Here is a 14,620-nt window from a genome sequence, read left to right on the forward strand (position 1 = left end):
GTCTCAGCTCGGGTTTTCGAGCAGCTCGCGGAGGTACGGCGCGGTGCGGCTGGAATCGGCGCGCGCCACGTCCGCCGGAGCACCTGCGGCCACCACCGAACCGCCTTCGTCCCCGCCACCGGGTCCGAGGTCGATGACGTGGTCCGCGCCCGCCACGACGGACATGTCGTGCTCGATCACCACCACCGTGTTGCCCGCGTCGACCAGCGCGTGCAGCAGGCGCATCAGCACGTCCACGTCGGCCGGGTGCAGGCCGGTGGTGGGTTCGTCGAGGACGAACAGGGTTCTGCCGCGGCGGGTCCGCTGCAGTTCCGCCGCCAGCTTGATCCGCTGCGCCTCGCCACCGGAGAGCTCGGTGGCCGGTTGGCCGAGGGTCAGGTACGACAGCCCGACGTCGCGGAGGGTGTCCAGGCTGCGCGCCACCGGTGGCACGTCGGCGAAGAAGTCGCGGGCTTCGTCGACGGTCATGGCGAGCACGTCGGCGATCGACTTGTCGCGGTAGCAGATCTCGAGGGTTTCCGGGTTGTACCGGGCGCCGTGGCAGGCCGGGCAGGGCGAGTAGCTGCTGGGCAGGAACAGCAATTCGACGGCCACCGCTCCCTCGCCCTGGCAGGTCTCGCAGCGCCCACCGTCGACGTTGAACGAGAACCGGCCGGCCGTGTACTTGCGCTCGCGGGCTTCGCCGGTGGCGGCGAACAGCTTGCGCACCCCGTCGAACAGGCCGGTGTAGGTCGCCAGGTTCGACCGCGGGGTGCGCCCGATGGGGCGCTGGTCGACCTCGACCAGCCGCTTGATCGCCTCCAGACCGGCGATGTCGCGAACGTACCGCGACGCCGAGTCCTGCGGCTCGTCCTCGTCGTCCGGGGCGGACGCGCCGAGGTGGTCGCGGACGGCTGCGGCCAGCACACCGGTGACCAGGGTCGTCTTGCCCGAACCGGAAACCCCGGTGACGGCGGTGAAAACGCCGAGCGGGACGTCGACGTCGGTCTCGACCAGGTTGTGCAGGCTGACGCCGCGCATCCGCACGTGCCCGGTCGGCTCCCGGTCGCGGCTGGCCGGAGCGGGCGGGTCGAGCAGGTAGGTGCGGGTGACCGAGTCCGCGGCGTCCGCCAGTCCCGCCAACGGGCCGCTGTGCAGCACGTGCCCGCCGTGCTCCCCCGCGCCGGGACCGACGTCGATCAGCCAGTCGGCGTGCCGGATGACCTCTGGCTCGTGCTCGACGACGACCAGCGAGTTCCCGGCTTCCCGGATCCGGTCCAGCACGCGCAGCAGCGCCTGGGTGTCGTCGGGGTGCAGTCCGGCCGAGGGCTCGTCGAGCACGTAGACGACGCCGAAGAGCGTGGAGCGCAGCGTGGCCGCCAGGCGCAGTCGTTGCAGCTCACCGGCCGAGAGCGTCGGGGTCGTCCGGTCCATCGCGAGGTAGCCCAAGCCCAGTTCGACCAGCGCTTCGATGCGGGCCAGGAGGTCGGTGACGATGACCCGCGCGACCTCGTCGTCCTGCTCGGGGCGCAGCTTGGCGGCGAGCACGGTGAGCGGGAGCGCGGCGAGCTCCGCGACGTTCGCACCGGCGAACTTCACCGCGAGCGCCTCAGGCCGCAGCCCCGACCCGTTGCAGGCCGGGCACGGGAGCACCTCTGCGTACTGCAGCGCGCGCTTGCGCAGCGTCGCGCTCTGGGTCGTGGCCAGGGTGTGCAGGACGTATCGGCGAGCGCTCTGATAAGTGCCCTGGTAGGGGCGCTGGATGCGGCCCGCCTCGCGCTCGGGGTGGACGGTGACCACGGGCTGCTCGTCGGTGAACAGGATCCACTCCCGTTCGGCCTGCGGCAGCTCGCGCCACGGCCGGTCGACGTCGTAGCCGAGGGTGGCCAGGATGTCGCGGTAGTTCTTGCCCTGCCAGGCGCCCGGCCACGCGGCGATCGCCTTCTGGTTGATGGACAGGCCGGGGTCGGGCACCAGCGAAGACTCGCTGACCTCGTGGATCCGCCCGAGGCCGTGGCAGTGCGGGCACGCGCCGGCCGGTGTGTTCGGGGAGAAGGCGTCGGAGTCCAGCCGCTGCGCACCGTCGGGATAGGTGCCGACGCGGGAGAACAGCATCCGCAAGGAGTTCGACAGCGAGGTCACGGTGCCGACCGTGGACCGGGCCTGGACCGCGCCGCGGGCCTGCTGGAACGCGACGGCGGGCGGCAGGCCGGTGATCTCGCGGGCGTCCGGCGCGCCGGCCTGGTCGATGAGCCGCCGGGCGTAGGGCGCGACCGATTCGAGGTAGCGGGCCTGGGCCTCGGCGTAGACGGTTCCGAACGCCAGCGACGACTTGCCCGATCCGGAGACGCCGGTGACGGCGACCAGCGCGTCGCGCGGGAAGTCGACGTCGACGTCGCGCAGGTTGTGCACCCGCACTCCGCGCAAGCGGACCATGGAGCTGTCGTGGTCTGTCACCAGCGCATCCTCACAAGTCGAGCAGCATCGCGATCCGGCCCACGCTATCGAGGAGGCGCGGGAACCGCGCTGGGCCCTCCGCGCGAAGTGACCTGCGAGGCACTGCCCGCTCAGTCCGTCCTGCTGCGCTTGTCCCGGTACATCGCGCGGTCGGCGTGCGCCAGCGCATCGCTCGGGTGCTGACCTGGGGCGATGCAGTGGTAGCCGATGCTGGCGGTGATCCACACCGGCAGGTCCTCCCCCACCAAGCTGACCGGCTCCGCCACGGCGTCGGCCAGCCGCTGCATCAGCACTTCGGGATCCTTCGGCGGCGGCACGAGGACGATGACGAACTCGTCGCCGCCGATGCGCGCGACCGTGTCGCCCTCGCGCACGCAGCTGCGCAGCCGCTGGGCGGTGGTGCGCAGGAGCTCGTCGCCCGCCCGGTGCCCGAGCCGGTCGTTGACCGCCTTGAAGTCGTCGAGGTCCACGTAGATCAGCCCGCGCTCCTCGAACTCGGGGCTGGACACCGCTTCGTCGAGCACGTCGGCCAGCAGCACCCGGTTGGCGACGCCGGTGAGCGGATCGCGCAGGATCGCCCGGGCCAGCCGCTGGTGGGACCGGTAGAGCTGCAGCAGGGTGATGACGTGGCGGACCACGACCAGCGCGATGATCACGCTGAGCACGTAGACGACGTCGGGGTACGGGCTCCCACCTGCGACGTTGATGACGACCATGGCCAGGACGGCGGCCAGCGGCACGTAGGGCACCGCGAGCATCGCCAGCGACATGCTGCGGCGCCGGGCGGTTGCCGGCCGGGGCGGCGCGAGCGCTGCGGGAAGCAGCAGGGCCATGCCGATCATGTAGCCGAGTTCGGCCGCTGCGGGTGTTGCCGCGTCGGTGACCGTGCTGTGCGCGTAGGTGACGTCGCTGGCTCCGATCGCGCACAGGCCGGCCACCAGCCAGAGCAGCCTGGGGCGCCAGGTGCTGCGCAGGACGAGGGTCATCAGCAGCGCGAGCACGATCAGCACGAGGTCGCCGACCGTGTAGGAGACGCTCAGCAGCGCCAGTGCCGGGGAGTCGCCGGTGCTCGAGTTCACCGCGAGGACCTCGCAGGCGAGGGCGACGAGCGAGGTGACCACGATCAGGCCGTCGAGCAGCAGGACTCTCGGCGGATCGGCCGTGTCGTAGATCCGCAGCGTGGCTTGGTCGGCCCGGGCGATCACGAACAGCGCGGCGAACACACCGGCCGGGAGCAGCAGGTAGAGCACGCTGGCGAGGCCGGGCACGGCCACCGCCTCGCCGTTCACCGCGCGATGCCACGTCCACATCGCGTGCGCCACGGCCCAGCCGCCCAGGCCCGCGGCCATCATCAGCCGCCAGCGCCGTTCCGGACCGGTGTGCAGCCAGCCGGTCCAGGCGTAGGCGATGACGGCCACGACCGCGTTGGCCAGGGCGGCGAGGTCGTCGGCGAACCTGGCGACCGGCTGCGCGTAGGTGACGACCACGACGGTCGCCGTCGCCGCGAGGACCGCAAGCCACAGCGCTACCAGCCACCGCGATGGTCTGGAGAGAAGGCGCCGTGGGGGCTCACGCACAGCGCCACTGTGGCACACCGGTCTCGCCGACGCCGTCTGAACCGGCCGAGCATCGAGCCCGTGACCTGCACAAACGTCGCTGCCGGGCACCCGCCCGCCAGCGCCGAGCACCCCGCCTCGTCGGGGTCCACTATGGACGTTCCGGTCAGATCCCGGCGGATGTCGGCCAAGCGGTGTCGTCGACGGCCAGCCACGGCTCGTTCGCCGCGACCGCGGGCGTCGCCCCGGTGAACGCGCGGACCTCGTGGGCGAGGTGCGATTGGTCGGCGTAACCAGCGGCCGCCGCCACCTGCGCAGGCGCGCACCCGCGGACCAGGTGGTGCACGGCGTGGTCGAAGCGGACCAGCATGGCGGCGCGTTTCGGGGTCAAGCCGATCTGCGAGCCGAAGCGCGACCACAGGCGCTGCCGGCTCCACCCGGTCCCCGCCGCGAGGTCGCGCACCGCAGTTCGCCCGCGGCTGGCGACGATCTGGCGCCACACCCAGGCCACCTCCGGCTCGGCCTCCCGGCCTTCGTCGAGACGTCCGGACAGCTCCGCTCCGATCACGGCGAACCGCTCCCGCCAGGTCCGCGCCTGGTGCAACCGCTCCCGCAGGCGCGCCGTACCGCGGCCCCAGAGGTCGTCGAGCGCGACGACGTGCTCGCGCAGCTCCGCGAGCGGGATCCCGAGCAAGGGGTGCGCGACCAGCGGCGACAGGCGGATCTGGATGCACGTGAGGTCTTCAGCGCGCGCCTGGAAGGCGTGGAAGCCGAGACCTGCGGCCAGGCCCTCCGACCGCATCACGCCGGTCGCGCCGCGGATGTCGATCGGGTGGTCGCCGAACTCGACGGCCACGGTGATGGCCGGGTGGGGAATGGCGCGCAGTTCGACCGGACCGCGGATGTCGAACCCCGCCATGTCGATTCCGGGCAGCAAGGGAGCTCCCGGCGGTCGCTCGATCTCCCAGCCAGCAGTGGATTCGGCCGTCCGGCGAGCTGATCGCACACGGCGACTGTACGTGGCGGTGGGAACCGGACGCTGACATTTCTCCAAGACGCGATGTTCCGGACACCGGAAAGCTGGTGGCCCACCGGGACGAACGGAGGATCCATGAGCGGAACGACCACCTCGCAGGAACCACGCGCCGGGGCGACACCGGACCGTTCACGGTCGCGGAGTCGACGGCGGCGGATCACGCTGCTGGTCGCCGGAGGACTTGCGACCCTGCTGGCGTGGAACACGGTGGCCGTGCGCACGGAGACCGCCGAAGCATCCGGCGAGCAAGTTGTTCGCATTCCTGGCGGGGACATTCACGTCGCGCAGTCCGGACCTGCCGACGCGCCCGCCGTGGTGCTCCTGCACGGCCTAGCCGGTTCGACGGCTTGGTGGGATCCGGTGCTCCCGGCCTTGCAAGGCCTGCACGTGGTGCGGATCGACCTGCTCGGGCACGGCGGATCGGCCAAGCCGACCGATGGCTACGGCATCGAGGAGCAGGCCGGACGGGTGGGCGCGGTGCTCGATCGGCTCGGAGCGCGCCGGGCGACCGTCGTCGGGCACTCCACCGGCGGTGCCGTCGCCACCTCGCTGGCCGAGCAGCGCCGCGACCTGGTCGGAGCGGTCGCGGTGATCGACACCGGCCCGCGAGCGGACGTCTTCCTCGGCGAGAGCTTCGTCGGCGATCTGATGACCACGCCGCTGATCGGCGAGCTGATCTGGCGGTTGCGCACCGACGGCGCGATCCGCGGTGCGATGAGCACCGCGTTCACCCGCGAGGTGCAAGTCCCAGACCAGCTCATCACCGACGTCCGGGGCCTGACCTACCGCAGCCTCAATGGGACCGACGAGGCGGTCGATGCGTACCTGGCGCAGCGGACGATCCCCGACCGCCTCGCCGACGTCGACCTGCCGACCTTGGTGATCTTCGGCGCGCAGGACCGGCGCTGGCAGCCGTCGTCCGCGCAGGACTACCGCCGGGTTCCGAAGGCACGGATCGAGATCCTCGACGGCGTCGGCCACACCCCGATGTTCGAAGCCCCGGACACCACCGGGTCCCTCCTGCACGACTTCGCCACCGGAACCGCACCACGCTGACCCGAACCGCCGCCGTACCCCGACACGCGACCGGCGTGTCGGGCCACGACATGCCGACACCTGTGGACAGGTGCCCCTCGCTGTGGACAACTTCCGCAATTTCAATGGAAATCGGAGGTCTGATTTCCATTGAAATTGCGTCACTCGACACCGGCACCTCAGCGGCAGTCGACGGACGAAGCTAGTACGACTCAGGGGTTTTCAGGATTGCCGGAGCGAGTTCTTGTTGCACACCAAGGATTTCGAACGCGCGAACGCCCGTCGGGCCGTGTCCCGATCTACTACACGAAAGTCCTATGTGGACCGAGAAGCCGAGATCGGCAGCAGTGCCAGCGCGAACTCGGCGAACACCACGCGGACGAGCAGGAACGCACGCCCAGAACCGGCGACTTCGTGGTGGAAAATTTCCCACCAGCGCTCTCTGAACCGCGCAGAACGTATAAACCGGACAACTGGAAGATCCCTTGCGCCGCAACGGGTTTCGCCGATTCGGCAAGGTTCGATGCGCACTCTCGATAGCTGATCCAACACGTCGCGTGGTTCACCCATTCGGGTTAATGCTAATGGTCTTGTCCACCGGAAGCATCTCGGCAGACCCCCCACGTACTCCCAGCTCATGGCGCTCTCCCCCGACGCAGAGCTGGAGCGGAAGGACAGAACATGCCCCGAGGTTCTCTGAAGCGAGGAATTCTCGCTTTAGCGGCGACGGCCCTGGCCGGGCTCGTGCTCGCCACCCCGATCGCCAGCGCCACGGCCACACCGCTCATCATCGGCGGGACCAAGGCGACGCAGACCTACAGCTTCATCGCCTCCATGCAGTCGAGCGACGGTCAGCACCACTGCGGCGCTTCCCTGATCGCCCCGCAGTGGCTCGTCACCGCCGCGCACTGCGTGAAGGACCAGAAGCCCAGCGACATCCACTACCGGATCGGGACGAGCGACCGCACCAGCGGCGGTGAGGTCGTCAAGCCGGACAAGTTCGTGGCCCACCCGCAGTACAAGGAGGACCAGGCCGGCTACGACATCGCCCTGGTCCACCTGTCCAAGTCGGCCGAGTCCGATCCGATCCAGATCGCTTCCTCGCAGCCGCAGCCCGGCACCGCGCTGCACCTGCTCGGCTGGGGTCAGACGTGCGGCACGCCCAAGTGCGGCGAACCGCCGGTGAACCTGAAGGAGCTGGAAACCAAGACGACCTCACCGTCGAAGTGCACCAGCGCGGACAACCCCTTCGACGCCTCGCGCGAGCTGTGCATCGACAACCAGGACGGCAAGGTGAGCGCCTGCTACGGCGACTCCGGCGGCCCGGCTGTGATCAACGAGGGCAGCGGTTACGCGCTGGTCGGCGCGACCAGCCGCGGACAGGCCGAGAACTGCGCGGACAAGCCCGGCATCTACACCGACGTCGTGGCGCACACCGACTGGATCAGCCAGACCATGAGCTCCGGCGGCTCGTCGGGGTCCTCCGAGGGCAAGCCGGGTAAGCCCGGCGGATCGCCCGGCGGATCCCCCGGCAGCGAGCCGGGGAAGCCCGGGAAGATCATCTCGTCCTCGGGAAGCCGCGGTCTCTGACCCACCATCCGCAACGGGTGCGGGGCGGGAGGACCTCTCACGAGGTCTTCCCGCCCCGCACTTCGACGTCCTAGGCGTAACCGAGGCGGGCGGCGAGGGTTCTTGCCGCTTCGCTCACCGCTTGACCGAAGAGCGCCTCGGACTCCGGGGTCAGGCGGCTCACCGGGATGTTGACGCTGAGGCTGGCGATCGGCTTCTCCGGCCCCACGACGGCTGCCGCGACCGAGCCGACGTCGATGCGCCACTCGCCGCGGTTGACCGCGAATCCGCGCTTCCGGATCCGCTCCAGCTCGGCGCGCATCTGGTCCGGATCGGTGATCGTGTTCTCGGTGTAGCGCGGGAGCTCGTCGGCGATCACGCGCTGGAGCACGTCAGCACCGCTGTGCGCGAGGACCGCCTTGCCGTTGGCCGAGGCGTGCAGCGGTAGCGCGTGCCCCAGCGACATGCTGATGCGCAGCGGCTTGGACGTTTCCAGGCGCTCGATCAGGACGACCTTGTCCTCCTCCGGCACGGTGAGGTGGATCGTCTCCTCGGTGCGCCGGCGCAGGTCCTCCATGATCGGCCGGGCCGCGTCGCGCAGGCCGAGGTCGCCGCTGGCCCGGCCGCCGATCGCGAGCGCCTTGGTGGTCAGCGCCCACCTCTTCACCTCGCCCTCCGCCGGACGGATCCACCCGGCCTCGTCGAGGGTGAGCAGCGCGCGCTGGACGGTGCTCTTCGGCATTCCCAGCACGCGGGACAGCTCGCCGACTCCGATCGGCTGCCGCGCCGCGACCTCTTCCAGCACCCGCAGCGTGTTCAGGACGTTGCGCACGGCCTTGACTCCCCCCGTCGCGATGCCTACCCTCTCGGCGCTTCAAAACGGCACAGCGTACCACCTCACGGCACAGAAGGGCTCGGTGTGCGATGACTGCCCGCAGCGGACGGCACTTCCTGCAGATCCCCGGACCGACCAACGTCCCCGACCGGATCCTGCGCGCCCTCGCGCAACCCACGATCGACCACCGCGGACCGGATTTCGCCGAGCTGGCGCTGGACGTGCTCCGCCGGATCAAGCCGGTGTTCGGCACGACCGGTCCCGTCGTCATCTACCCGTCCTCGGGCACCGGCGCCTGGGAAGCCGCGCTGGTCAACACCCTGTCCCCCGGTGATCGCGTGCTCGCGTTCGAAACCGGCCACTTCGCCACCTTGTGGCGCGACATGGCCGAAGGTCTCGGACTGGTCGTCGACTTCGTCCCCGGCGACTGGCGGCACGGCGTCGACCCTGCGGTGGTCGCCGAGCACCTGGCCGCCGACCAGCAGCACAGCATCGCCGCGGTGATGGTCGTGCACAACGAGACCTCGACCGGGGTCACCAGCCGCGTGCCGGAAATCCGCTCGGCCATCGACGAAGCCGGCCACCCGGCGCTGCTGCTGGTCGACACGATCTCCTCGCTGGGTTCCATCGACTACCGGCACGACGAGTGGGGCGTGGACGTCGCGGTCGGCTGCTCGCAGAAGGGCCTGATGCTGCCGCCCGGTCTGGGGTTCAACGCGATCAGCCGGAAAGCCCTCGCTGCCGCGGAAAAGGCGCGGCTGCCGAAGTCGTACTGGAACTGGACGCCCGTCCTCGACGCCAACGAGCGCGGTAGCTTCCCGTACACCCCGCCCACCAACCTGCTCTACGGTCTGCGAGAAGCGTTGTCCCTCCTCGAATCCGAGGGACTTCCCGAGGTCTTCGCCCGGCACGACCGGCACGCCGCGGCGACCCGGGCCGCCGTCCGGGGCTGGGGTCTGGAGGTGCTGTGCGCGGACGAACGCGAGCACTCCAGCTCGCTGACCGCCGTGCTGCTGGCAGAGGAGCACGACGCGAACAAGGTGCGCCAGATCATCCTGGATCGCTTCGACATGTCTTTGGGAGCCGGGCTGGGCAAGCTCAACGGCCGCGTGTTCCGCATCGGCCACCTCGGTGACTTCAACGACCTGGCGCTGGCCGGCACCCTTTCCGGTGTCCACATGGGACTCCAGCTGGCCGGGGTGCCGATCGACCCGGCCGGGATCCAGACCGCGCTGGAGGCACTGCGCGCCTGACCGTCGCGAACGAAAGGACCTGCTATGACCGGCTCCCCCACCGCGCAGCAGACTCTCGGTTCACGTTTGGAGCGCGCGCTCCGCGACGCCCTGGACGGCGAGGTCGCCTTCGACGACTACACCCGCCACCTGTTCTCCCGCGACGCCAGCATGTACTCGATCACGCCGCTGGGCGTCGCCTTCCCGCACCACGCCGACGACGTCGCCGCAGCGGTGGAGATCGCCGCCGGGCTCGGCGTGCCGATCGTGCCCCGCGGCGCGGGAACCAGCCTGGTCGGCCAAACCGTGGGCCCCGGCCTGGTGCTCGACATGTCCCGGCACATGAACCGGATCCTGCACGTCGACCCGGTCGCGCGCACCGCGCTGGTCGAGGTCGGCGTGGTGCAGGACCAGCTCAACCGGGCCGCCGCCGAGCACGGGCTGATGTTCGGCCCGGACACCTCCACCAGCAACCGGGCCACCATCGGCGGGATGGTCGGGAACAACTCCGCGGGCAGCGGATCGCTGACCTACGGCATGACGATCGACCACGTGCGGGCGCTGGACGTGGTGCTCTCCGACGGCTCGCGAGCCCGGTTCGAGCCCGTCGACGAAGCCGAGCGGAGGCGCCGGGCATCGGCGGACACCCTCGAAGGCCGGATCTACCAAGGACTTCCGGCGCTGGTCGACGCCAACGCGGAGGTCATCCGGGCGAAGATGCCCGCGTTCTGGCGGCGCGCCTGCGGCTACCGGCTCGACCGGGTGGTGGGGTTCGGCGCGGAGAAGCCCTTCGACCTGGCGAAGTTCGTGGTCGGCGCGGAAGGAACGCTGGTCATCGCCACCCGAGCGCTGGTGGACCTGGTGCCCAAACCCGCGCGAACCGTCTACGCCGTCGGCCACTTCACCGACGCCGCCAGCGCCATCGCGGCCACCACCGATGCGCTGGCCTGCGATCCGCACCAGGTCGAGCTGATGGACCGGACGATCCTGGAGCTGTCCCGGCAGAAGATCGAGTTCGCCGACCTCGGCACCGTGCTCGTCGGCGACCCGGGTGCGCTGCTGTTCGTGTCCTTCGCCGGCGACGACGAGCAGCAGCTGATCGGCAAGCTCGACCAGCTGGACCGGCAGTGGCAGCGCAGCGGGCACGGTTACCACACGCTCCGCGCGGTCACCCCCGCCGAGCAGGCCGCGCTGCTGAAGGTCCGCAAGTCCAGCCTGGGCCTGCTGATGGCCGCGGGCGAAGGAACCCGCCGCCCGCTGGCGTTCGTCGAGGACACCGCCGTCGACCCGGTGCACCTGGCCGAGTACACGACGCGGTTCAAGGAGATCCTCGACGAGCACGGGATGGAGGCGGGTTTCTACGGGCACTGCTCGGTGGGCTGCCTGCACATCCGGCCGTTCGTCGACCTGACCGACCCCGACGAGGTCGCCAAGATGCGCACCGTCGCCGAGGCGGTCAAGGACCTGGTCGCCGAGTACGGCGGGGTGAACTCCAGCGAGCACGGCGACGGCCTGGCCCGCAGCGAGTTCAACCGGGAGATCTTCGGCGACGCGCTGTACGAGGCGATGCGCGAGGTCAAGCGCCTGTTCGACCCCGGTGGCGTGCTGAACCCGGGCAAGATCGTGGACGCGCCGTCGATGACCGAGAACCTGCGCGACCGCGATGCCCTCCCACCCGCACCACCGCTGCGGACGGCGTTGGAGTTCGAGGTCGTCGGAGGTATGCGCGGTGCGGCCGACCGGTGCATGAACATCGGCGCCTGCCGGAAGTCGACCGCGGGCGTGATGTGCCCGTCCTACATCGCGACGAAGAACGAGGAGCACTCCACCCGCGGCCGGGCCAACGCGCTGGTGAAAGCGCTGTCCGAACCGGACCCGCACGCCGCGCTCGGCGACGAGCGCCTGCACGAGATCCTCGACCTCTGCCTGATGTGCAAGGCGTGCAAGAGCGAGTGCCCGATGAGCGTGGACATGGCTTCGCTGAAGGCTGAAGCCCTCGCGCACCACCACGACGTCCACGGCACTCCGCTCCGGTCGCGGGTGTTCTCCTCGATCCGCGCGCTCAACCGGATCGGTTCGGCCGCTGCCCCGCTGTCGAACCTGCCGGGCCGGATCGGCTTCCTTCGCCGGATCCTGGACCGGGCGCTCGGCATCACCGCGCAACGCCCGCTGCCGGCGTTCCAGCGCGACAACCTGCTCCGCTGGTTCCACCGCAGGTCCCGGCCGAGCGACGGCACCCCGGTCACCTGGCTGGCGGATTCCTTCACCACCTACACCGAACCGCGCATCGGCCGGGCGGGCATCGAGCTGCTGGAACAGGCTGGTTGGCAGGTGAACCTCGCCGGCGGCGGTTGCTGCGGCCGTTCGAGCATGTCCAAGGGATTGCTCGACGACGCGAAGGAGAAGGCCGCCGCGCTGGTCTCGTCGCTGGCGCAGGACGACTCGCCGATCGTCGGCTGCGAGCCGTCCTGCGTGCTGATGCTCCGCGAGGAGCACACCGCGCTGCTGCCGGAGTCCACGTCGGTGCGCGCGGTGGCGGACCGGGTCAAGCAGGTCGAGGAGCTCCTCGTCGAGGCCATCGACGCCGGTCGGCTGGCACTTCGCGCGGACTCCTGGTTGGCCGGGCGGCGCATCGTCTTCCACGGTCACTGCCACCAGAAGGCCGAAGTCGGCACCGCCGCGACGGTCGCGCTGCTGCGCCGGATCCCGGGCGCCGAGGTCGTGGAGATCGACGCGGGCTGCTGCGGGATGGCGGGCTCCTTCGGCTTCGAGTCGGAGCACTACGCGACGTCGATGACCGTCGGCGGGGACCGGTTGTTCCCCGCGCTGGCGGGCGAATCCGACGACGTCGTGGTGGCCGCGACCGGGGTGTCCTGCCGGCAGCAGATCTTCCACGGCGCGGGGCGCACCGCGTGGCACCCGGTCGAGCTGGTGCGCGAAGCGGTGGAGGGCCGCGCGAACGCGGGTTGAGGCCCGGGAAATCCCGAGCCGATCACCCGTCCACTCGGCGCGTTCGAAGTGCTAGTCAGGAGCGCGACCCCGACCACAACTGCCAGATCCCGCAGACGCACCAAAGCATCAACCACCCCCTGCGAGCCAATGCCAGCCTCGAGGAGTGTCGATGTCCACACAGGTAGTCTCGATCATCGGCCTGGTTCTGATCTTCGCGTTAGCGACCCTGCGCTCGGTGAACATGGGAGCGGTGGCGTTCCTGGGCGCCTTCCTGCTCGGCACGTTCGCCTTCGGCCAGTCCAGCGACGACCTCTTCGCCGGATTCCCGGGTGATCTCTTCGCCACCCTGGTCGGCGTGACCCTGCTGTTCGCCGTGGCCAAGGCCAACGGCACGGTCGACTGGCTCATCCACAGCGGCGTTCGCGCCGTGCGCGGGCGAATAGCCCTCATCCCGTGGGTGATGTTCCTGGTCACCAGCCTGCTGACGATGGTCGGCGCCGTCGTCCCCGGTGCGGTGGCGATGATGGCGCCGATCGGCCTGAACTTCGCCACCCGCTACCGGATCAACCCGCTGCTGATGGGTCTGCTCATTATCAACGGCGCGAGCGCGGGCGGCTTCTCCCCGATCAGCATCTTCGGCAGCATCACCAACGGCGTCGTGGAACGCAGCGGCCTACCGGGCAACCCGGTGCTGCTGTGGCTCAGCTCGCTGCTGTTCAACACGGCGCTCAGCATCGCGGTATTCTACATGTTCGGCGGAAAGCACCTGCTGGGACGGCGGGTCACCACCGAGCCCGATGAGCCCGAGGGCGGATCGGGCACGGCGACGGCGACCCGCGAGGTGACCACGTTGAACGCCCAGCGGATCGCGACGCTCACCGGTCTCGTCGCGCTGGCGGTCGGTGCGCTGGCGCTGGAGTTCGACGTGGGGCTGCTGTCGCTGAGCATCGCGACGATCATCGTGCTGCTGTGGCCCGACACCGCGAAGAAGTCCGTGTCCGAGGTCGCGTGGCCGACGGTGCTGCTGGTCTGCGGCGTGGTGACCTACGTGAGCTTGATGGAGAACATCGGGACCATCGAGTTCCTCGGCAACAGCGTCGTCGGCATCGGGGTCCCGCTGCTGGCCGCGTTCGTCATCTGCCTCATCGGCGGCGGCGTGTCCGCGTTCGCCTCGACCACCGGCATCCTCGGTGCGCTCATCCCGCTCGCGGTGCCGTTCCTGCAGACCGGTCAGGTCGGTGCGGTCGGCCTGATCATCGCCCTGGCGCTGTCCTCGTCGGTGGTCGACTCCTCCCCGTTCTCCACCAGCGGCGCGCTCGTCGTCGCCAGCACCCCGGAGGCCGAGCGCGACACCACGTTCAAGGGCCTGATGACCTGGGGAATGAGCATGATCGTGGTGGCGCCGGTGCTGACCGTCGCGATCTTCGTGCTCCCCGGCTGGCTCTGACATCACCGGCCCTGCGGTGGGTGTTTTGCCGGTCGTCCCGTGGAGTGCGCGGGATCTTCACCAGTTCATCCGATTCATCGACCGGAGGGACTTCAAACCTCCGTTTCCCCTGTTCGTGAGGTGAACACGGAGCGTGAACCGCTCGCTCGGGGACGGTCTCGGGAGGTGGCGTGACGGTGGTGTGACGGGGTGGTGACGGGTGTCTGTCGTACTCGCGGGCAGCGGCACGAGCCGCAGTCGGAATCTCGTGAACGGCGAACAAGGGGGAACCATGTTCGAGCACCTGACGGTCGAGCTGCTTCCGGAGCGCAAGGCCCTCGGCGGCGGCTGGTGGGGCGGCTTCGGCGACATCGACCAGAACATCGCGGTCCTGCAGAACACCGACGTCGACGTCGACAACAACTCGTTCTGCGGCAACGTCCAAGTGACCGCCTTCAACAACGCGAGCATCAACCAGGGCGCCAACTAACCTCCCTGGCTCAGCCGAACCCCTGGCCGTCCACCGCTAACACGCGGAGGGCG

At 70.0% G+C, this 14,620-nt stretch carries 10 protein-coding genes; 6 read left to right on the forward strand and 4 right to left on the reverse strand.

Annotated elements, in window-relative coordinates:
- Positions 1 to 3 precede the first annotated feature (3 nt).
- From uvrA to ABTZ89_RS06345, 3 genes are all read right to left on the reverse strand, one after another.
- Complete coding sequence (gene uvrA, locus ABTZ89_RS06335) at positions 4 to 2,436, reverse strand: excinuclease ABC subunit UvrA (RefSeq protein WP_351040893.1); 2,433 nt, start codon at positions 2,434 to 2,436, stop codon at positions 4 to 6.
- 110 nt (positions 2,437 to 2,546) lie between these two features.
- Positions 2,547 to 4,013, reverse strand: a complete 1,467-nt coding sequence (locus tag ABTZ89_RS06340; protein ID WP_270951267.1) for a GGDEF domain-containing protein — start codon at positions 4,011 to 4,013, stop codon at positions 2,547 to 2,549.
- 145 nt (positions 4,014 to 4,158) lie between these two features.
- Positions 4,159 to 4,929, reverse strand: coding sequence for a helix-turn-helix domain-containing protein (locus ABTZ89_RS06345; protein ID WP_351040897.1), 771 nt, complete (start codon positions 4,927 to 4,929; stop codon positions 4,159 to 4,161).
- Between the two features lie 174 nt (positions 4,930 to 5,103).
- Here ABTZ89_RS06345 and ABTZ89_RS06350 point away from each other — a divergent pair, with 174 nt between their 5' ends.
- Both ABTZ89_RS06350 and ABTZ89_RS06355 read left to right on the forward strand, forming a co-directional pair.
- Entirely contained in the window at positions 5,104 to 6,084 is a 981-nt protein-coding gene (locus ABTZ89_RS06350) for an alpha/beta fold hydrolase (protein ID WP_351040900.1), read from the forward strand.
- A gap of 660 nt (positions 6,085 to 6,744) precedes the next feature.
- On the forward strand, positions 6,745 to 7,653 hold the full coding sequence (locus tag ABTZ89_RS06355; protein WP_270953760.1) for a S1 family peptidase: 909 nt from the start codon (positions 6,745 to 6,747) through the stop codon (positions 7,651 to 7,653).
- A 70-nt stretch (positions 7,654 to 7,723) separates the two neighbouring features.
- Here the strand turns inward: ABTZ89_RS06355 and ABTZ89_RS06360 are convergent, their stop codons facing one another.
- Positions 7,724 to 8,464 carry an IclR family transcriptional regulator gene (locus tag ABTZ89_RS06360; RefSeq protein ID WP_351040903.1) on the reverse strand — a complete coding sequence of 247 codons (741 nt, stop codon included), beginning with the start codon at positions 8,462 to 8,464 and terminating at the stop codon, positions 7,724 to 7,726.
- A 92-nt stretch (positions 8,465 to 8,556) separates the two neighbouring features.
- On the opposite strand from ABTZ89_RS06360, the gene ABTZ89_RS06365 reads away from it, so the two are divergent.
- The 4 genes from ABTZ89_RS06365 to ABTZ89_RS06380 all read left to right on the forward strand — a co-directional run bounded on the left by ABTZ89_RS06365 (position 8,557) and on the right by ABTZ89_RS06380 (position 14,567).
- A complete protein-coding gene (locus tag ABTZ89_RS06365; protein ID WP_351040905.1) occupies positions 8,557 to 9,720 on the forward strand; it encodes a pyridoxal-phosphate-dependent aminotransferase family protein in 1,164 nt (387 codons plus the stop codon).
- A 24-nt stretch (positions 9,721 to 9,744) separates the two neighbouring features.
- On the forward strand, positions 9,745 to 12,669 hold the full coding sequence (locus ABTZ89_RS06370) for an FAD-binding and (Fe-S)-binding domain-containing protein (protein WP_351040907.1): 2,925 nt from the start codon (positions 9,745 to 9,747) through the stop codon (positions 12,667 to 12,669).
- Between the two features lie 151 nt (positions 12,670 to 12,820).
- A complete protein-coding gene (locus ABTZ89_RS06375) occupies positions 12,821 to 14,098 on the forward strand; it encodes an SLC13 family permease (protein WP_270953756.1) in 1,278 nt (425 codons plus the stop codon).
- 271 nt (positions 14,099 to 14,369) lie between these two features.
- Positions 14,370 to 14,567 carry a hypothetical protein gene (locus ABTZ89_RS06380; RefSeq protein ID WP_270953755.1) on the forward strand — a complete coding sequence of 66 codons (198 nt, stop codon included), beginning with the start codon at positions 14,370 to 14,372 and terminating at the stop codon, positions 14,565 to 14,567.
- The last annotated feature ends 53 nt before the right edge of the window (positions 14,568 to 14,620 follow it).

Origin of the sequence: Saccharopolyspora sp. NPDC002686, from assembly GCF_040295745.1 — a bacterium.
Taxonomy (GTDB): Bacteria; Actinomycetota; Actinomycetes; order Mycobacteriales; family Pseudonocardiaceae; genus Saccharopolyspora; species Saccharopolyspora oryzae.